Here is a 19161-nt window from a genome sequence, read left to right on the forward strand (position 1 = left end):
TTGACCATGCTGGTTTTGGGCGTTCCGGCGAGCATGGGAAGAGAGAAGTGCCTTGGTAAATTACGAGCAGCCGTCCGGCGGCTTTTTGCCACCGGTGCCGCAGCAGCCTCCGCTGCAGGAGGCCGAGCCGGACTTGGAGAAGATGCGCTTGAAATGTCGGACGACGATCGCCGCCACCACGACACCCACAGCGATGATTGCGGAAATGTCCCACGCCGCTTCACTGGTCATAGCAGCACCTTTCCAAGGTTGACGATGATCAGGGCAAGCGACCAGGCCAACCCCAAGGAATAGGCTACCGAGAATCCGACCCATTTCCAACTGCCGGCTTCTCGACGGATGGCGCCGATGGTGGCCAAGCAAGGCAGGTATAGCAGGGCGAACACCATGAAGGCAAAGGCCTGGGCCGGATTCATGGTCCCGCTGATGGCGCTCATCAGGCCTTCCGATTCCTTCGATTGGGCATAGAGAACGGCATAACTGGCGACGACGGCTTCCTTGGCCACCACGCCGGTCAGAATGGCCACGGTGTCCTTCCAGCCAAAGCCCATCGGCTCGAAGACGGGAGCCACGGCGATGCCTATGCGGCCGAGATAGCTTTTTTCCAGTTTTTCGCGATCGCGTTCGGCGGTCAGCCTCTCTTCCGTCGCCGCGCGTTCGTCGCTGGCCGGTTGCGCTGACAACTCCGTCAGGGCGGCCTCATAATCCTGGCTGAAGGTGATTTCGCGCGGAAACTCCTGCAGGAACCAGATGACGACCGAGCCCACCAGGATGACGCTGCCCACCTTTTGAAAAAAGCCCGCCGCATTTTCCCACATATGGAACAGCACGGCGCGGATCGAGGGCAGGCGGTAGGGCGGCAATTCCATGACGAACGGTTCCGGCATGGACCGCAGCACCGTCTTGCTGAACAGAATGGCCGAGCCCAGCGCGGTCACGATGCTGAGCAGATACATGGCGAAGACCATGGATCCGGCATGCGCCGAGAAGAAGGCGCCCGCAAACAGCATCATGACGGGCAATCGGGCCGAGCAGCACATGAAGGGCGTCACCAGCGAGGTGATGATGCGCGACCTTCTGCCCTCGATGGTCCGGGTCGCCATGATGGCGGGCGCGTTGCAGCCATAGCCCATGATCAGGGGGATCAGCGCCTTGCCGTGCAGCCCGAAGAGATGCATCAGCCGGTCGAGCAGAAAGGCGCCCCTGGCGATGTACCCCGTCTCGCTGAACAGGGCGAGAAAGAAGAAGAGAATAACCACGTTGGGCAGGAAAACGATGGTGCCGCCCACACCGGCCAGAACGCCATTCAGCAGCAGGTCCTTGATCATGCTGTCTGGAAGGATTCCGCCAAGAAAGCCGCTGAGGGCATCAACGCCCGACTTGATGATGTCGGTCGGATAGGCGCCCAGGGTAAAGGTCGTTTCGAACATCACCCACATCAGGCCCAGCAGAATGGGCAGGCCAAGCCAGCGGTGCAGAAGGATATCGTCGACCCTGGTGTGCAGCATGGCTTCGTCGGGGATTTCTGCGGAAACCGTCCTGGCCTCCATCAAAAGCCCGTGAATGAAACCGTAGCGACCCGCGGCGAAGGCCAGTTCGCAACTCTCGTCGTGATGCTGCTTGAAGGTGGAGCGTTCCTTCCCGACTTGTTCGATCAGTTCCTTATGCTCGCCCTCGCGGGTCAGGATTTCGTCATCGCCCTCCAGCAGCTTGATGGCCAGCCAGCGGCTTTGCTGGGCCGACATCTCCTGGGGGTGCAATTCGGTAATCCGGGCGCGGACGCGTTCAATCGCCGCTTCGAGATGGGCGTCATAACCCACCGAAACGCTGGGATGGGGCGGGGTGGCGGGGTCGGCAATCTCCAAGGCGGCGTCGAGCAGGCGTTCCAGCCCCTCGTCCGTCGTTGCCACCGTTTCGATAACGGGGCCTCCCAGCATCGAGACCAGGGCGGTGGTGTCGATCGAGATACCCTTGCGTCTGGCTTCGTCGAACATGTTGAGGGCATGGATTCGCGGGCAGCCCATTTCGATCAACTGGGTGGTCAGGAACAGGCTACGGTCGAGATTGCCGGAATCGAGGACGTTGATGACGACATCCGGTCGCTTGAAATGAATATAGTCGCGCCCGGCCTGCTCTTCAGGCGTTCGGGCCGACAGGGAATAGATGCCGGGCAGGTCGACCAGCATGATTTGGCGGCCTCGATGCTCGATCATGAGTTCGCGCGGCGCAATGGTCACGCGTGGATAATTGCCCACGCTCTCGCGCGCATTGGCTAGCTTATTGAAGATGGTGGTTTTGCCGGAATTCGGGTTGCCGGTCAGGGCCACGGTCAGGGTCTTGATCTTTACGTCATGCGTCATTTTTGTATCCACATCCCACGGCGCACGAAGACGGGCATCCTCGCGCAAGCCCGGAAACCAAGGAAATTTGGCCTATCAGCTAAGGCGCAACAAAACCTTGCGCGCATCTTCGTTGCGAAGGCTGAGTTGGTATCCCTTGATGGCGTAAATACGTGGATTGCCCATGGGGGCCGTGCGGTTAAGACTGACCGTCGCCCCTCTGACCAGTCCCATCGCCGCCAGATTATGGCCCAAGGCGTCATCGGCGATCTTGACCACGCAACCGCTTTGCCCGGGGCCAAGATCGGCCAGTGTTACTGCTTCCATCTGAGAATTCTGCATCTCGACCTCACTTGCTTGAGATCTGCCTTTACTTGGACAGATCCTAATTTTTCCAATCCGCCATGCTTGCCGAACTCATTACAAAGGAAGCGCTTTGCGGGAGTTTGTCCGCAGGCATCCTCAATTCTGTACCGAGATGAGAGGCAAAGGTGCCTGCACACCCCGTTAATTTACAGCCCCTCTCAGATACAAGTCAAATTAAAAGTCATTCGCAACCAGCCTCGCTGCCCCCCTGAAGCCCCTAACATTTCCCGATGTTTCCTGTTAGCATTGAGGCAAATCAGGCGCAGGCCCTCTTCTCCTCCACAGGGCGGGAAATTGGTGTTTATTGTGGGAAATGGGCGCTTTGGCCTTACCTCGAAGAGTTTGCAAGACTGCGTCAGCGCGATTCAGCGTTAATCTGGAGCGAGTGAATGGTTAAGGAAAAAAAGCGGCAAGCCCCGAAGAAGCCGGCCCGGCCATCGGCGCCGAAAAAGCAGTCGGCTTCCGAGCCGGTCCATGAGTCGGCCTCGAAGCGGCAAACGCCCTCGGCGGCGCCAGCGGAGTCGGCTTTGCAAAGACAGGCGCCCCGGATGCCGGTCCAGGAGTCGGCTCCGGCGCCCAAGTTACTGGCGTCCATGTTGGCCGAGATGGGGCAGAACAAGGGGTTTATGGCGGCAAGGACGCAAGGCGAGGGGCGCGGCGCGGTCAACGGGGGAAAATCCCCGGCGGGGCAGGCGGTGACAGAGATGGCGCAGGGTGCGCCAATGGTCGAGGGTGCGCCTGCCGCACTCAAAACTTCGCCACCCAGCCGGGATATTCTCTCGCTCATGGAGGAAGCGCCCTGGGCGAAGAAGGCGGCATCGCGGCTGGCCAGACCCGCATCGGCGGTCAAGGAGCCGCCTCCTCCGGTGGCCCTGTGGTCCCAGGTGGCGCCTGCGACGGAAGAATTCGAAGAAAAGATGGCCGAGGAGGATAAGCCGGTTCTTCCCCATTCCCCAGCACCTGAGGCGCCTTCCCCGGCGCCCTCCTGGCAGACGCTGCTGGAAAGCCAGCCCTGGTTGCAGCGGATGCGCCCCGTCTTGCCGTCTCCCGAAGTGCAAGAGCCCAAGCAGGAGCCCGACTTGTTGGGAGATTTGCTGTCCGACAAGCGGGTCTCGACCCCTCTTCAGGAACTCATCTCGCAGAAAGTCTCTGCCGATGCGGCTCCCCCCCCTCCCGAACCGGAGGCCGAGGAGATTGCGCCCGACGAAGAAGCACCCGCGGAGGCGGCGAAGGCCCCCAGCCCGCCTCAGGTCGCGCTGCAAGCCGCCTCGATGGCAAGCCAGGAGGAGGAGGCGACTGACCTCAGCCCTTTCTCCGAACCGTCTGAGGCCTCTTTGGCGGCTGAAAAGCCCTTTGAAGAGACGGTTTCGGACGTTCCGAAACCGCTTGACGAACCGGAGCGGCAGGCCGAGAAGGCTCCTGCTTTGCTGGCCGATCTGCTGGCCAACGCCAAGCCGGCGGCGCCCATCCATGCGCCTGCACCCGATCCCGCCCCAAAGCCAATAACCGCTAAATCGCCGCCTAAGCCCGATTCAACTTTTCGCGAGCCGGACCGCAAGGAAATTCCAGTCGAGGATCTGCTGGGCGGCATGATCAGTCTGTTTGGTTCGGGTGTGAAGGGGGCCTCATCGCTCTTCAGGCGCAAGTCGGGCGCACGAAAGTGACGCCCGGTTTCTGATGGGCGGAAAGAGACGGGAGTGTGTGTCATTCTCATCTAAGATGGAAGGCTGGACACGGGGTTTCTTTTGTGATTAACCATTCTGGCCGTGCGGGGTGACTCTCAGGGCCTTGATGCATTGAAACCAGAGGAAGACATGCCCTCACAGGGAGTCTTGGAGTCGCAGCGCAACTCGCTGTATCTGCTGTCGGCCGTCTGCATGATCTGCATGACGCTGGCGGTGGCCGTGCAGCCCTTGTTCCTGCGTAACGTCCTCAATATTTCCTTCGAGCAGGCTGGCTTCATCAACGCGAATGTGCAGGTGGTGACAGAGATCCTCGACATTTTCGTCGTGGGTTACCTGGGCTATTGGTCTGATCGCATCGGTCGCGTTCGCATCATCGTTTTTGGCTTCCTCGTCGCAGCCCTGGGGGCCTTCATCGCCCCCTTCAGCCTGCCCTTCGGCCAGTTGGCGGGCAGCGCTCTGGTCGTCTATTACCTGTCGCGCATCATCATGTCGCTGGGCACGGGTGCGGTTTGGCCCCAGCTTTCCGCCCTGGCCGGTGATTTCAGCGACAGTTCGAACCGTGCCCGGCTGATGAGCAATACGGCCTTCATGATGGCCTTCGGCGTCACCCTGGTCTATGCCGTGCTGATGCAGATTCCCAATTACGCCAGCGTCTACACCACCATGCTGTTGACGGCGGTTATCTCGCTGCTGGGCGCCTGGCTGGCCAAATCCTGCTTGGTGGATGTCGCGCCACGGCTGGAAGACAAGTCTATTCCCTGGAAGCGCGTCTGGAGACTGGTGCGGGCCGAGCGCCATCTGCGCCTTGCCTTCACGACCTCGTTCTTTGCGCGTAGCGACATGGTTTTCGTCGGTCTTTTCCTGATGCTGTGGTTCATCTATTTTGCCGATCTGGTGGGCATGACGCAGGAAGCCGCTGCGGCACGGGCCGGACAGTTGATCGGCGCCCTGGGGGTTGCGGTGATGGTCTCCATCCCGCTATGGCGCCTGTTCATCGAGCGCCAGGGGCGCACGAAGGCGATCATTCTGGGCATGGCGCTGTCGGGCCTGGGCTTCCTGATGCTGGGTTTCATGGTCAACCCTTTCAGTTGGCTCATCGTTTTTCCGGTGGTGCTGGTGGCGGCGGGTCAGGCGGGCTGCTTTGTCGCACCGCAGATTCTGACCGTGGATTACGCTCCCCGCGACCTGTTGGGATCCGTGCTGGGCGCCTTCAACGTGGTGGGCGGCATCGGGATCATTCTTTTTGTTCAGATAGGCGGACTGCTCTTCGACATGGTAGGTCCGCATGCCCCATTTTTGTTTACAGGCGTGGGCAATCTCCTTATTCTGGCCTATGCCGTTTGGGTTCAAAGGCTTGACCGGGAAGTGGGCCGCGAAGATGAAGAATTCGCGGCGTTGGGAGAGGACGACCCACAAAGCCAGGAACTTTAAGTTGAATCAAACTCAAGCCATATCGTCGGAGAGGACATCATGCCGAGCGTAATTTTTGGATTGCTCACCGTGGCCTTGGGGCTTTGGGGACTGACGGCCTGGTGGTGGTCGGTTACCGAGTTTTTGCGCGGCGCCCTTCCGATCGCCCTGATTTTCTTGGGTTTGGTGGCTTTGGCGGCGGGTGTGCGCACCGTTCGCAAGCCGGGCGGCAAGGCGGCGGGCAAGGCTGAGGCCGAGGAAGAGATCTGATGAGGGATTTTACGGACGATACAGATGAGGCGGCTGGGCCGCAGGTCTGTTCGAAGGATCTGAAAAAGTATTTCTTCGTCATTGGCGTGGTGGCTTTGGTCGTGTTGTTTGGCGCTTACGCCTATCGCCAATCGACGGGTGGCGGCGTCAGCTTCAGCAAGCTTCTGGCGAATTTGGGTGGCAATCCCGCCGTCAATCTGCCGGTTCAGGGCAATCAGGCGGGCGCGGGTGGGGCGATGTCCCTGCCGGTGGGCGTTCTCGCAGCACCCCCGTCGGGGGCTGGCGGGCTGGCGACCATGCCGCCGATGGTCGAGACGGGCGGCGGTCCGGCCACGGACTGGGCGGGGTCTCCCGATTTTTCGTCGGTTGCGAGATTGTTGCGCAACAGCGTGGTCAGCGTTACGGCGACTTCGGGCGGCCAGGGCGTTGCCGAGCCTTTGTCCCCGACCGGCGTGTTTCCGGACGGCCAGTTTCGTTTCGCCCCCCCCATGGCGCGCGCCGTCGAAAACATGGGATCCGGCGTGATCATCCGCAGCGACGGATATATTCTCACGAATTACCATGTCGTGCGCGGCGCCAATTCCGTTTTCGTCAATGTGCTGGATGACTTCGCGGCGACGCGCTATGCGGCCGACATAGTGAAGATGGACGAATCGCTCGATCTCGCCCTGCTGAAGGTGACACCCAAGACACCATTGCATGCCGCCGTATTGGGCGACAGCGATGCCGTCCGGGTGGCGGATGCTGTTCTGGCGATCGGCAGCCCCTTCGGGCTGGATATGACGGTCAGCCGGGGAATCATCTCGGCCAAGCGCAAGTCGCTGGTCATCGAGGGGGTGACGCACACCAATCTTTTGCAGACCGATGCCGCGATCAATCAGGGCAATTCCGGCGGACCCTTGGTGGCGCGCAACGGCGCCGTGATCGGCATCAATACGGCGATCTATACCCCGACCGGAGCTTTCGCCGGAATCGGCTTCTCGGTGCCCAGCAATCAGGCCAGGCTGTTCGCCATGGATGAATTGAACAGCCTTCCCGGCTCGACGGTTGAAGGGCCGTCGATGGGGCTGGTGGCCTTTCAGGGTGCGCAGGGCAATGGCGGATTCGGGCAGCAGCAGATGGGTGCCGGTGCCGTCGGAGCCGCGGGTCCACCGATCATGGCGGGTGTTACCTCGCCGCATCGGGACGGGCGCCAGAACATGGTTTGCACGAACTGCCATGATCTGATTGGCGGTGCCGGGCAAAGGACCGTGGCCGGTCAGGGCCAGCCGATGATGCCCGTGGCGGCTCCTGTGGGCGCGGTACCGCCGCCGATCATGGCGGGCATCAGTTCGCCGCATGCCGATGGCCGCGAGAAAATGGCCTGCACGACCTGCCACACGCTGCTGCCGGCAAGAGCCGGTGTGGTGGCGATGCCGGGTCCGGGTGCGGGCGGATCGCCCTATCAGTTCGCGCAACCTCCGGCAAGTTTAGCCATGAATGTCCAGGCCGGAGCCGGAACGGGCCGCGCAGGCGGCATGGCTCCGGATATGCCGGGGCCGGGCGGCAGCATGAATATGCTGGGGGCTTATCTGCAAGCCATGCAGCCCTTTCTGGCGCAAAAGCTGAATCAACCAGCGGGGCGCGGCGTTTTCGTCAGCGGCGTCGTTCCCGATTCGCCTGCTTTTGCGGCGGGTCTGAAGGCGGGCGATATCATCCTTAAAGCCGATGGCCGACCGGTCAAGGCGCCTCAGGACATCTCGGCGCAACTGACGGCGATGGCGGATGGCAGGCCGGTTCGGCTGGGTATTCTCAGGGATGGCGAGCCGCGCAATCTCGACATCGCTCCGTCTGTGATGGGCCGTGCGGCGGCCCTGCAGGGCGCACCTCAGGCGGGCATGGCGGTGCCGCAGGCCGGAATGGCGCCACAGCAGATTCCGATGATGGGCGCGCCCATAGCGGGCATGCCGCAGGCAAAGCCTGTCGTACCCAGCGAGTTCAGTTGGCTGGGGATCGAGATCGAGAGCTTCCAGCAGGTGCCGGGCGCCGTTGGCGCTCCTCAGGGGACCATGCTGAAGGGGGCCTCGATCGCCGAGGTCAAGCGCGGATCGAAGGCCCAGGTAAATGGGCTGGCGGCGGGCGATGTCATTTTGGAAGTGAATAATCGTCCGACTGGCAATGCGGCCCAGTTGGATCAGTCGATCAAGGGTTCGGCAGTGGGGCAACCGGTTCTCATCAAGGTTCACCGGAACGGGCAGGAATTTTTTGTCGTACTCTGACGCCTAAGGGCAAATGCAGCAGCAGGGATGGCGATGACCAGAGATGTGAACGATGCAGCGAATTCAAGGCCGCCTTCCGCAAGCGGGATGGGGCAGGGACGTGCTGCGTCTCATCCGACGGCCGAGGACGGCGTTCCCGTCGAAGGCGTCTGGGGTGATCTGCTGCAGGCCTCTCCCTGGTCCAACCGGCCTTTGCGAGGTCTGCGCAATGCGCCGATGCTGCCTTTTGCCGAAGCTGAGATGACGAAATCGCCCCCCATCGGGTCCGAAATATGGGATCCGGGCTGGTCAGGAGATGATACCGACAAAGAAGCCGATCAGGCCCCCGCCGAGGTGGAGATTCTGGTCGATATCGGCGCGACACCCGGCACGGTCGTTGATGTCGAGGTCGAGGTCGAGATTGAGGTCGAAGTTGAGGTCGAAGTTGAGGTTGAGGTTGCCGCTGCGGCACCGACATCCGAAGCCCTGGCCGTAACGGTCGAGGTTGAAGATGTTGTGGTTCCGACAGCCGAAGCGCACGTCGTGATGGCCGAGACCGTGGCCGAGGAGATCGTGGTGGCCAAGCCTGTCGCCCCTCCGCTTTCGCCGCCCATGGCGGCGGCGGCGGTAAAGCCGGTCGCGAGGCCCTCTGCGGCTCCGGTCGGGGCAGCGCCTGCGAAGAAGATCGAGGTCAAAAAAATGGCGCCTGCGCCTCAGGTCAGGCCTGTATCCGGCAAGACGCACGACGTTCCCGTCGAGAATCTGCTGACGGGTGTGGTGACGCTGGTCGGCAGTGGCGTCGGCAGTGTCGTGGGATTGGCCGCTTATGCGGGAGCCTCGGCGGCCAGCGCATTGGGATTTGGCGCAAAGAAGCGCAAAACGCCCACCGCCAAGGCGAAGAAATAAGCGTACGGGTTCTGGTATTCAGGCCAGGGCCGGGCAACGGAAAACAGGGAAGGACGAAAAATGAGCGGAAACAAGCTGTTGTTGGGAATCGATTTAGGCACGTCGCATACGGCAATCATGTCGAACCGCGGCTCCAAGGGCTTGGTGCGCTCGGTCGTCGGCTATCCCAAGGACGTGATCGGGCTGAAGCTTTTGGGGCGTCCCTATGTCGTGGGCAACGAGGCTTATGACCTGCGCTCCTACCTTGATCTGCGCTATCCGCTCGAAGACGGCGTGCTGGCCGAGAATGGCGAGCGCGACATCGAAGTGGCGCGACATATGCTTTCGCATGTCATCAAGATGGCCGACGCTAAGCCGGATGACGAAGTCTATGCGGTGATCGGCGTTCCTGCCCGGGCGACGGGATCGAACAAGTCGCTGCTGCTCAAGATGGCTCAGGAAGTGGTTCATACGGCCATGGTGGTTTCCGAACCCTTCATGGTTGCCTATGGCCTCAACAAGTTGCTGAACGCCATCGTCGTCGATATCGGCGCGGGCACGGTCGATCTGTGCGCACTCAAGGGAACCGTTCCGGCGCCCGAGGATCAGGTAACGCTGACCAAGGCGGGAAATTATGTCGATGAGCGTCTGCAGAATGCCATTCTCGAGCGCTATCCCGACGTTCAGATGAATGTCAACGTCGCTTGCGCCATCAAGGAGGCCCATTCCTTTGTGGGTTCGCCCTCGGGGCCCGTGGTGGTCGATCTGCGCGCTGCAGGCAAGCCCGTCAGTTGCGATGTCACGGATGCTTTGAAAGTGGCGTGCGAAGCGCCCTTGCCGGACATCATCGAAAGCGTTCAGACCCTAATTCAGACATTCCAGCCGGAATATCAGGAAATGGCGCTCAAGAACATCATCGTCGCCGGTGGTGGGTCGCGCATTAAGGGACTGGCTTCGTACATCCAAAACAGCCTGCGCGCCTATGGAAACGCCGAAGTGGTGTGCGTGACCGACCCGACCTATGACGGTTGCCGTGGCGCTTTGCGCTTGGCCGAAGAGCTTCCACCTCAATATTGGGGACAACTTGGAGAGATCGCTGGCTGATGCCGGTCTTGGCGGGCGCACAGCCTGCCTTGAGACTGGGCGCTTGCAGGCGGAGTAGGAGGTAACGTGTTTTCGCTGTTGTTCTATTTGATTGCCGGTGCGGTGATCGTTTTCTTTGCGTCGGCGAACGCGCATCTCGCCGTGGTCAATCTGGGTCTGGTCATGTTGCAGACGCCCCTGTTCGTCATCATGGGCATTTGCTTCTTCTCGGGCTTCGCGGTGGCGGTGATCACGGCGCTGGCCAAGACATCGCTGGGTCGCAGGAAACGTCCGGCGGGTAAGGGCTTCATGACCAAGGGAGCCAACGGCAAGGACATCGTGCCCAGAATTCACTGAGCGTTTGACATGACCGTCCCGATCCAGCCCTGTCCGGGCAGAGCAAGCGGGCGCGTCACCAGGAGCAGGCAATGAGATATACCAATTGCGTGACTTGTTCGAAGACCATCGGCTGGGTCGGCCTTGCCGTCAACACGGTCATGCTGTTCATGAAGGCGTTCATCGGCCTTGTCGGCGGCTCGCAAGCGATGCTGGCTGACGCGCTCTATTCGCTGAAAGACATGGTCAACTCGCTGACCGTGATCATCGGCACCTCGGTTTCCAGCAAGCCCTTGGATGCCGAGCATCCCTACGGCCATGGCAAGGTGGAATTCATCCTGTCGATGGTGGTCAGCGTGGTCTTCATCGGTCTGACCGGCTATTTGCTGGTGCATGCCGTGCAGATCCTGTTCGACGAGGAACGCCACCGCACGCCGCATCTGATCGTCTTGTGGGCGGCTATCGTGGCCGTCGGCGTCAATCTGGCCATGTACTACTATTCGCGCTGTGTTGCGATCGAGACCAACAGCCCGATCGTGCGCACCATGGCCAAGCATCATCACGGGGATGCCACGGCTTCAGGCGCCGTGGCGCTGGGCATCATCGGAGCCCACTATCTCAGCATGCCCTGGATCGATACGGGCGTCGCCATCTGGGAGGCTATTGATCTTCTGATCCTAAGCCGCGGCATTTTCATGGATTCCTATCGCGGCCTGATGGACCATTCGGTGGGCGACGTGCTTTGCAATCGCATCATCGACGCAGCACGTGCGGTCGAAGGCGTCAAGGGCGTCACTCATCTGCGCGCCCGCTATGTCGGCCAGGAAATCTGGGCCGACATGATTATCGCGGTCGATCCGGAAGAGACGATCGAGCGGGCGCACGACATCTGCGAGCGGGCCAGGGACGAAGTCTGCGGCAAGGTTCGCCTGATCGCCTCGCTACACATCAGCGCCGAGGCGCGCGGGAGCGTGGACGAAGCGCCGCACATCTCCAACAGTCCTTTGGAATACGACGAAGTCATGATGACGCGGGCCTAGAGACACATGGCCGGCGTCCTATCCGTTCTGGTGTTTATCGCCGTCTTCGCCGCCATGTTCCGGGAGGTGGTGGCCGGGCATGTCGCCGTGCTGGCCGGTGCTGCCGCATTCTTGCTGATCGGAAGCCTGAGCGGTGGCTATACGCCGCAAATGGCAGTCAATTCGATCTATTTCGAGACTTTGGCGCTGATTTTCGGCATGTCGGCGATGTCGGCGCTGATCGCCAAGTCGGGCCTGTTTGTCCATTTGGCCGAGGGCATGGCCGAGCATTCGCTGGGCAACGGGTGGTGGGTTCTGGTGATGATGTCCCTGGTGACCTATGCGATCGCGCTGGTTAGCAACAATATCGCCACCATGGTGATTATCCTGCCCATCACCTTGAACATCTGCCGCCGGGTCGAGCTCAATCCCGTTCCTCTGATCATCGTGGAAATCGTTGCGGCCAATCTGGGCGGGGCCTCGACCATGATCGGCGATTTTCCCAACATGATCATTGCCTCGGCGGGTGTGTTGCACTTCAATGATTTCATCTCGGGCATGATGGTTCCCTGTCTGGTGCTTTTGGCGCTGACGCTGGTCTTTTTCGAATACCGGCTTCCAAAATGGCGCTCCAAGCCCAAGCCTATTGCCTCGCGGGCCGACGACGCAGATCACATCTTCGGGCACCCCACCGTCGACCAAAATCTGCTGCGCAAGGGGCTTTTCATTTTCGGCCTGGCTTTGGCGGGTTTCGTGCTGGCCGGAACCATCGATGTGCGACCGGGTTGGATTGCCTTCTTGGCGGGACTGGCCGCCCTTGTCTTCGGCGGCTTCAAGGAGGACGACATCTTCCATGCCTGCGGCGGGCACGATATTCTCTTCTTTGTCGGCCTGTTCGTGATGGTGGGCGGATTGACAGCAGTGGGCGTTTTGGACTGGTGCGTCTTTGCCATCGACTGGCTGGGCGGCAGCAGCACGGTCTTTCGCACGCTTGTCTTTCTCTGGCTGGTGGCTGGCCTCACGGCCTTTATCGGGGGCAGCACCTCGGCGGCGCTGTTCGCGCCCGTCGCCGCCTCGCTGGTGACGGCGACGGACCCGCAGACGGCCTGGTGGGCCTTGTCGCTGGGGATTCTTGCCGGCTCCTCGGGCGCTCTTTCCGGCGCTACGGCGGGATCGCTGGCCGTCAGCCATTACGAGCGTTTCGTTAAGCGTCATCCGGAGCTTCTGAAAATGATTCCGGCAGGACAAGGTTTGGGGCACAGGGAATATGCCAGGTGGGGAATGCCCATCATGGTGCTTTTTCTTTGCTTCTCCACCCTGTATATTGTATCTGCTTTAAACTGACGAACGCCGCGCCCGAGACCGGGTGTGGCGCCGTCGGTATTGAGTGAACTCAAACGGCAAGTGGACGATCATGATTGAGACCGGCGAAACAACGGGCGATCTTCCCAAGAACACCATCGTCTTTTGTAAAAGACCGTGGAAGCTTCCGGTTGCCGTCATGGCTGTCTTGGTGTCGCTCACCTTCGCGTGGGGCGCCTATGTCATGAACACCTATGAAGAGGATGATCTCTTCTCGGGCGACGACATGACCGTGTCGCAGTTTCTGTTCCGCTCGGTGGCGCAGCCCGATGTCCGTCGTCTTTATTACAGCGTGCCTCCGGCTGTGGTCGGTGTCAGCGGCGGCGGTGTGAACGCTGTCGTTCAGGGCTCTGGTGCGCTGGTGGGCGCCAATGGCTACGTCCTGACGACGCTGCACACGGTGGCCAATCTGCCGCAGATCGAGATTCATGTCAGCACGGGCCGCGGTGTGCAGCGTTTCCCGGCCCAGATCGTGAAGACCGAGCCGGCCCATGATCTGGCCCTGCTCAAAATGATGAGCCCCGAGCGCTTCTTGCATTTCAGGCTTGCGCCGACCCAGGGCATGGCGGTCGGCCAACCTGTCTTCGCCTTCGGCCAGGGCATGCGGGGCAATCCCGTGATTCGCCAGGGTGGTTTGATTGCCACCGATGCGCCGCTTTCCTCGGGCGGCATGACGATCTCGCATCTTCTGCGCACCGATGCCGTCTATAGCTGGGAGCAGAATGGCGGCCCCCTGGTCAACGCCCAGGGCGAACTGGTGGGCATCAATATTGCGGTCAAGGGTCCCAGCGGCGGCATCGAGGGCTTTGCCATTCCGGCGCATATCGCCCTGGCTCATTTTCAGGATGTCCTCAAGTTTAAGATGGGCGGGCGCGCCGTGGCGCCGCAGGGAGCCAATCAACAGGCGGTGGGCATGGCCCAGCAGAATACGGCCCCCCAGGCGGTGCCTGCGGCCGCGGGTGCGGCGGGCTGGTGGTCGAAGGCCAAGGCGCAAGTGGGCGGTCAAGCCCCGGCTCCCGGCTATGGGGTTAATGTCGCCCTGCCCACGGCAGGGGGCATCGGGCTGATCAATGCGCCCAATGGCGGCCAGTTGCTGTTTGATCGCGATCACAGCGGCGGCCTGCGCATCGCGGGCTATCCGCTGTCTGACGTCTTCGGGCTGGCGCTGCTGGCCCTGGCTGCGGGAATCACCGGCGGCATGATGACGATGGGCGGCGGCGTTCTTCAGGTCGCGGGCATGATGGCCTTTTTCGGCTATGGCATGTATCTGATCCGTCCCGTGGCATTTCTGACCAATGTCGCCGTTTATGGCGCCGCGTCCTTGCGCAATTCGAAAGCCGGTCTGGTCGAGTGGGACAAGGTGAAGAAACTGGCTCCCTGGGGCGTCGCCGGTGTCGTTCTCGGCTATTTCCTGGGCAATGCGATGGGTGACGGCAGCATCGCCATCCTGCTGGGTATCTTTGCAATGGCCATGGCGATGAAGGCGGTTCACGAAATCGCCTATGCGGATCGGGCATCTGGGACGAAGGCCGATGCGCTTGACGCGTTCATTGGCGACGATGCGCCCGATCAGAAAACCGGCGAGGCCGAGGCCAAACCGGCCATCGATATTCCCGAGGGCCATCTGCGTTCGGCCGTTCTTGGTCTACCGATGGGCTTGGTCAGCGGCATTCTAGGCATCAGTGGCGGCGTCATCGAAGTGCCCCTGCAGCGCTATATCGGTCGCACCAGCCTGCAGAGTGCCATCGCCAACAGCTCGGTCCTGGTTTTCTGGGCCTCGGTTGCCGGAACGCTGGTTTCCTTCACCCATGGCATCAGCCGTGGCCTGATCGACTGGCAGGCCCCGATCGTGTTGGCGCTCTTGATGATTCCAGGTGCCTATGCGGGCGGCATTCTGGGCGCCAAGTTGATGCGCGCCTTGCCGGTGGTGACTCTGAAATCGATCTATGCCGTTATTATGACGGCGATTGCCGTGAAGATGTTGTTCGCGTCATGAGGCGGCAATCCGGCCACATGCTGAACGGGGGTGGGTAGCCATGGCGATGATCCCGCCCAAGCTGCTTTTGCCCCTGGTCATCGGCCTGACTGCGGCGACCGTGGTCTTTCTGACCCGCAAGGGAAACGAGCCCAGTCCTGCCGCCACTATGGCGCAACCGGCGCAGGCCGTTCAGATGGCCCAGCCCTTTGCGCCCCCCCCTTCGGCGGCGCTGCCGGGAGATCTGGCCCAGATGGGTGCGCCGAGCGCCGAGCCGATGCCACTCGAGCCCACGGTTCCCAATTACATCCCCCGGAATCTGCGGCTGTTCGAGGGACATTGGCAAGGCATGGACGGGCGCCTGCTGACCGACGAGCTTTCCCAGAAACTGCGCTTTCCCAAGGGGTTGCAAGGCATCCTGCTGGGCGAGGTCACCTTGAATGCGGCGCGTTCCGGCCTTCTGGGCGGCGACGTCATCGTCAAGGTCGAAGGCATTCCCGTGCCGACGATCGAGGAATGGCAGCGCGTCTCGCGCGATCTGGCCAACCGCAACGAGGTGCTTTTGACCGTTCTGCGCAAGGAGGGCGGGGTCAGCCTGGATATCACCCGCGCCAAGCGCTCGACGCAGCGCATGGGCCTGCCCTACGATGGCACCGGACAAAGCGGCAATGGCATCGTCATGCGGACGCTGAATCTGGTCTTAAGGGCCGATAATACGGTAGGTTTTGTGCAGGTCGAGGCGGCTCCCATGATCCTGGCCGGCGATCCGCGCCCGCATCCCGAGCGGGGTCCGTGCACGAGTTGCCATCCCATCGGCAAGGGGCTCGAATTGACACCTGACCCAGATTTGATAAGTTTGCCCCCCCCCGTCATCTCACAGCGGCAAGTCGCGAGAACGGGCCCTCCGCACGAAAATCGCGGGCCCTGCGAAGCATGCCATGTGATACAGTAGCCGGGCATTGGAGAGTAACATGCTGAAAAAAACGACGGAATTGATGGATGACGTTGGCCTCTACGCCCATTACGGCGCCAAGGTCGTTGGGCGGCTGGCGGACAATCTGGTCTCGGCCTTCAGCAACGCCTTTACGGTCGAGGGCGACATCCGCCTGACCTATTACCGCCAAAAGGGGATCAACAGCGCCAAAAGCGGTCGCTACGAGCAGGCGATTCCCTTGCTGGAACAGGTGGCGGCGCAAAATCCCAATGACGGCGAGATTCCCCTGTATCTTGGGGTTTCCTACGTGCGCACGGGCTCGGTCGAGGATGGTATCGAACTGCTGGAGAAGGTGGTGGCGACCGACCCGGCCAATATGAAGGCCGCGACGATCCTGGGCCTGGCCTATGTCCAGGCCAAGAAATACGAGATGGCGGTGCCCTTGCTCGAGAAGGTGGCCAAGGCCAATCCGGCCAATTTCAATGTTCGTTTCCGCCTGGGTGTTGCCCTGGACAATCTGGGCCGCTTCGAAGCGGCGATCGACTGGTTCAAGGCGGCGCTGGAACTGCGGGCCGAGGATGCCAAGACGCTGCGCGCCATCGCTTATTGCTATGAGCAGATGGACATGCACGACGAGGCGTTGCCCTACCTCAAGAAAGTGAATGAAATCGATGCCGCTGCCTCATGACATAAGGCGCTGATCCCATGAAAACGGCCGCCAACGAAGAATCGAACGTCCGCTCTCTGCGCCGGGTGCGCAAGGACGAGGAGCTTCTGAGCCAGCTTTACGTGGTCGATACGCCCACGACCGAGCCGGATCGGCGCACCGTGCGCATCGCCTTGATTCTTTCCATCGTGGCCGTGCTGGGCTTGGTGGCAACCCTTTTTCTGCGCTACAACACCTTCATCACCATGCGCGAGGAAGTGATCGCCAAGCATTCCAATCTGGATGCGGCCATTCAGCGGCGCGAAAATCTGTTCGGCAACCTGGTCATGCTGACGCTCAGCCATGCATCGCTGGAACATTCGATCTTCGGCCACACCTCGGACAAGCGGGCGCAGAGCCTGGGGGCGGATGCCGACAAGGCGGGCGCCTTGGCCGGGCTGGAGAAGATGCTGGGCGGCGGCGGATTGAGGGCGATGGATAGCGGCGCCTTGTCGGGCATGCTGGGCCGCCTGATGGCGGTGGTCGAGCAGTATCCCAACATTCAGTCGGCCGAAACCTACAAGCAGATGATGAACTCGCTGGTCGATATCGAGGATCGGGTTCTGGCGACCCGCAACGACTACAATAATTCGGCGTCTCTTTACAACGCGGCGATCACGAAATGGCCGTGGGATTATTTCGCCTATCTGACGGGTTTCAAGCGCTTCGACTATTTCCAGCCGGGAAGCGAGCGCGCGGCGCCCATAATCTCGCAGGATATGATCAAGACGCTTCTTCCCTCTGACCAAAAGAATGGAGAAGGCCAATGATTTGGGAAGCCTTGTTCAAGGGCAGCATCATCATCGGGTTCACGCAGGGCGTCATGACCCTGATGGACAAGGTGATGGCCGAGGAAATCCTGCCGCACCGCATTTACAACACGGCGGATGCCGCCAGGCTGCTTTCGATGGACAGGCCCGACGTGATCAATCTGCTGCGCAGCAAGGAGATCAAGGGCCGCCTTGTTGACGGCAACTACCGCATCGCGGGCAGCTCTATTTTGGAATATATCAGCCGATGAAATTTCAGAACTGCAAAAACTGTCGCGAGGAAGTCATCTGGTGGGCGTTCTTCGTGAACATCGCCCAGACCATCTTCAAGGGCATTCTGGGACTGCTGAGCGGTAGCGCCGGTCTTTTGGCCGATTCGCTGCATTCCGGCGCCGATGTGGTGGCCAGCGCGGTGACCATGTTCAGCATCAAGATGTCATCCAAGCCAGCGGATAGCAAATATCCCTTCGGCTACGGCAATATCCAGTACATCTCGTCGGCCATCGTGGGCATGATCTTGCTCTTCGGAGCCATTTTCCTGATGTATGAATCGGTATTAAAGATCATCTCGGGAAATATCGAAGCCCCCAGCATCATCGCCGCCGTGGGTGCAGCGGTGACCATCATCACCAACGAGTTGATGTATCGCTATCAGGTCTGCGTGGGCACCGAGAACAACAGCCCGGCCATTATCGCCAACGCCTGGGACAATCGCTCCGACGCCTTGTCGTCGGCGGCGGTTCTGGCTGGCGTGGTCGCCTCTGTGATCGGCTTTCCCATCGCCGACGTTCTGGCCGCGATCGGCGTTTCGCTGCTGGTCGGCAAGATCGGCATCGAGCTGATTTCCGAATCGGTCAAGGGTCTGATGGATACCTCGGTCGATGTCGATATCCTGAAGACGGTCTGGAGCATCTGCATGGATGACGAGAACGTCCAGAACATCTATTTCCTGCGCGGACGCAATGTCGGCGAGGATATCCATCTGGACATTCGTTTGCGCGTCTCTCCCGATATGAAGGTGAAGGACAGCACGGCGGTGGCCGAAAGCCTTAAGGCTCAAATCCAGCAAGAAATCCCGCATGCGCGCGAAATCCGGCTCTTTATCAGCCCCGCTGCGATGGAAGAGGCGCTTCCTGCGTGATCAAGCACAAACAGACGTCTGAAGACGACGATCTCGGCCCGCCAGACCGGCCGAAGATTTCCGGGATGTCGCTGCTGGCCGCCATGGCGGTCTTCCTGGTCTTTCTCGTCCTGCTGGCCCTTCTTCCCGGCCAGTTCGGGCAGGTGGCGGGTGTTGTCAGGAATGAACTCGACATTCCCGCCATGGTCAATTTCGGCGCGTCTGGCGCACCGCCCGCTCCGGCCCTTGCGCCCGGAGCCGCCGTGCCGGTGGCGATGCCCGGTCTCATTCCCTTTTCGCCGACCAAGCCGCAGCCCTTTGGCGGGCGGGTGACCCAGGTGGCGAGCCTGGGCGCCGATGTCGGCTGGGGCCAAATGCATATCTGGGTCAATGACGGGTCGGCCCTGCGCGAAATATCCCTGGCTCCGCTTTGGTATCTTCAGCAGGTTGGATGCGGAAATCTGGAGAATGCGCGGGTCAATGGCGCGGGTTTTCAGTTCGATCCCTCGCGTCCCAATGCCGAGCTTTATGCGAAATACGTCATCGTGGATGGCCAGAAGTGTCTTCTGCGCGACGATGAGGGATTGGCCCTGTGGGGCAATCCAACCCGATGAGCTGGGCAAAGGACTTCCAGCGTGACCAAGTTTGAGGCATGGCGCAAACG

Annotated in this window: 19 protein-coding genes; 16 read left to right on the plus strand and 3 right to left on the minus strand. The window is 60.9% G+C overall.

Annotated elements, in window-relative coordinates; genetic code table 11:
• Positions 1–60 precede the first annotated feature (60 nt).
• The 3 genes from HQL44_09520 to HQL44_09530 all read right to left on the minus strand — a co-directional run bounded on the left by HQL44_09520 (position 61) and on the right by HQL44_09530 (position 2666).
• Positions 61–231, minus strand: coding sequence for a hypothetical protein (locus HQL44_09520; GenBank protein MBF0268820.1), 171 nt, complete (start codon positions 229–231; stop codon positions 61–63).
• Positions 228–2342: a ferrous iron transport protein B gene (feoB, locus tag HQL44_09525; protein ID MBF0268821.1), complete on the minus strand. Its 2115-nt coding sequence runs from the start codon at positions 2340–2342 to the stop codon at positions 228–230. The genes HQL44_09520 and feoB overlap by 4 nt, the downstream gene beginning before the upstream one ends.
• Positions 2343–2435: 93 nt before the next feature.
• The gene (locus HQL44_09530) at positions 2436–2666 is read right to left on the minus strand and encodes a ferrous iron transport protein A (protein MBF0268822.1); all 231 of its coding nucleotides are present in this window, start codon (positions 2664–2666) and stop codon (positions 2436–2438) included.
• A 587-nt stretch (positions 2667–3253) separates the two neighbouring features.
• Here HQL44_09530 and HQL44_09535 point away from each other — a divergent pair.
• The 16 genes from HQL44_09535 to HQL44_09610 all read left to right on the plus strand — a co-directional run bounded on the left by HQL44_09535 (position 3254) and on the right by HQL44_09610 (position 19111).
• Positions 3254–4369: a hypothetical protein gene (locus HQL44_09535; GenBank protein MBF0268823.1), complete on the plus strand. Its 1116-nt coding sequence runs from the start codon at positions 3254–3256 to the stop codon at positions 4367–4369.
• A 150-nt stretch (positions 4370–4519) separates the two neighbouring features.
• On the plus strand, positions 4520–5821 hold the full coding sequence (locus HQL44_09540) for an MFS transporter (GenBank protein MBF0268824.1): 1302 nt from the start codon (positions 4520–4522) through the stop codon (positions 5819–5821).
• Between the two features lie 39 nt (positions 5822–5860).
• Entirely contained in the window at positions 5861–6070 is a 210-nt protein-coding gene (locus tag HQL44_09545; protein ID MBF0268825.1) for a hypothetical protein, read from the plus strand.
• A complete protein-coding gene (locus HQL44_09550; protein MBF0268826.1) occupies positions 6070–8328 on the plus strand; it encodes a trypsin-like peptidase domain-containing protein in 2259 nt (752 codons plus the stop codon). Before HQL44_09545 ends, HQL44_09550 begins: the two co-directional genes overlap by 1 nt.
• A gap of 33 nt (positions 8329–8361) precedes the next feature.
• Positions 8362–9213 (plus strand): hypothetical protein, encoded by an 852-nt coding sequence (locus tag HQL44_09555; GenBank protein ID MBF0268827.1) that lies wholly within the window; start codon positions 8362–8364, stop codon positions 9211–9213.
• A 60-nt stretch (positions 9214–9273) separates the two neighbouring features.
• Positions 9274–10296: a rod shape-determining protein gene (locus tag HQL44_09560; protein MBF0268828.1), complete on the plus strand. Its 1023-nt coding sequence runs from the start codon at positions 9274–9276 to the stop codon at positions 10294–10296.
• 66 nt (positions 10297–10362) lie between these two features.
• The gene (locus tag HQL44_09565; GenBank protein ID MBF0268829.1) at positions 10363–10632 is read left to right on the plus strand and encodes a hypothetical protein; all 270 of its coding nucleotides are present in this window, start codon (positions 10363–10365) and stop codon (positions 10630–10632) included.
• A gap of 71 nt (positions 10633–10703) precedes the next feature.
• Positions 10704–11651 (plus strand): magnetosome biogenesis CDF transporter MamM, encoded by a 948-nt coding sequence (mamM, locus tag HQL44_09570; protein ID MBF0268830.1) that lies wholly within the window; start codon positions 10704–10706, stop codon positions 11649–11651.
• Positions 11652–11657: 6 nt separating this feature from the next.
• Positions 11658–12974, plus strand: coding sequence for a sodium:proton antiporter (locus HQL44_09575; GenBank protein MBF0268831.1), 1317 nt, complete (start codon positions 11658–11660; stop codon positions 12972–12974).
• Positions 12975–13044: 70 nt separating this feature from the next.
• Complete coding sequence (locus HQL44_09580) at positions 13045–14988, plus strand: TSUP family transporter (GenBank protein MBF0268832.1); 1944 nt, start codon at positions 13045–13047, stop codon at positions 14986–14988.
• A gap of 49 nt (positions 14989–15037) precedes the next feature.
• A complete protein-coding gene (locus HQL44_09585; protein ID MBF0268833.1) occupies positions 15038–15919 on the plus strand; it encodes a magnetochrome domain-containing protein in 882 nt (293 codons plus the stop codon).
• Positions 15920–15962: 43 nt separating this feature from the next.
• Positions 15963–16589, plus strand: coding sequence for a tetratricopeptide repeat protein (locus HQL44_09590; GenBank protein ID MBF0268834.1), 627 nt, complete (start codon positions 15963–15965; stop codon positions 16587–16589).
• A 17-nt stretch (positions 16590–16606) separates the two neighbouring features.
• A complete protein-coding gene (locus tag HQL44_09595; protein MBF0268835.1) occupies positions 16607–17377 on the plus strand; it encodes a LemA family protein in 771 nt (256 codons plus the stop codon).
• Positions 17374–17628, plus strand: a complete 255-nt coding sequence (locus tag HQL44_09600) for a helix-turn-helix domain-containing protein (GenBank protein ID MBF0268836.1) — start codon at positions 17374–17376, stop codon at positions 17626–17628. Before HQL44_09595 ends, HQL44_09600 begins: the two co-directional genes overlap by 4 nt.
• Positions 17625–18518: a magnetosome biogenesis CDF transporter MamB gene (gene mamB / locus HQL44_09605; protein MBF0268837.1), complete on the plus strand. Its 894-nt coding sequence runs from the start codon at positions 17625–17627 to the stop codon at positions 18516–18518. The genes HQL44_09600 and mamB overlap by 4 nt, the downstream gene beginning before the upstream one ends.
• 65 nt (positions 18519–18583) lie before the next feature.
• Positions 18584–19111, plus strand: coding sequence for a hypothetical protein (locus HQL44_09610; GenBank protein ID MBF0268838.1), 528 nt, complete (start codon positions 18584–18586; stop codon positions 19109–19111).
• Positions 19112–19161 lie beyond the last annotated feature (50 nt).

The organism is Alphaproteobacteria bacterium (genome assembly GCA_015231795.1).
Taxonomy (GTDB): domain Bacteria; phylum Pseudomonadota; class Alphaproteobacteria; order Rhodospirillales; family WMHbin7; genus WMHbin7.